1 protein-coding gene is annotated in these 657 nt (G+C 50.1%); it reads right to left on the bottom strand.

Annotated elements, in window-relative coordinates; all coding sequences use genetic code 11:
• Nucleotides 1-191: 191 nt before the first annotated feature.
• Nucleotides 192-657, bottom strand: a 466-nt coding sequence (gene galT / locus R7O13_RS27770) for a galactose-1-phosphate uridylyltransferase (protein WP_318305311.1), incomplete at its 5' end; no start/stop codon positions are given.

Here is a 657-nt window from a genome sequence, read left to right as displayed (position 1 = left end):
CAGGCGCTTGGATAATATGGCTAGGTGCGTAGCCCAACACTTGCTCAAATGACGCTTTCACATTTTGGATAAGTTCAGACATAGGGACGTTCTCTTAAAATAGTAATTTGTGTGGGATAGCGCGTTGAGCCTAACTTTCTATCTGTAAAGTCGCGCTATCCCGTTATTCGTAATCAGTCCAATTTAAAGACTTAGCATTCTTTGTAGTGGACATCACTCACATCACGCAGACGCTGCGCCGCTTGCTCTGCGGTGAGGTCACGTTGGCTTTCTGCCAGCATTTCGTAGCCCACCATGAACTTACGAACCGTGGCACTGCGCAGTAGTGGCGGATAAAAAAGTGCATGAAGCTGCCAATGGTCGATGTCTGTGCCTTCGTCAAAAAACGGCGCGTAGTGCCAGCCCATCGAGTAAGGGAAAGAGCATTGGAATAAATTGTCGTAACGGCTGGTCAGCTTCTTGATCGCTCGCGCTAAATCGTCTCGTTGCTCATCGCTGAGTTCGCTCATGCGACGAATGTGCGTTTTCGGCAACAACATGGTTTCGAACGGCCAAGCAGCCCAGTAAGGCACCACCGCCAGCCAGTGTTCGGTTTCCACCACAATGCGTGAACCGGCTTTGAGTTCCGCTTGTACGTAATCCACCAGCAAGTTGCTG

The sequence above is a fragment of the Vibrio sp. Y176 genome, from assembly GCF_033438945.1.
This window is presented reverse-complemented; position numbering and strand designations above follow the sequence as displayed.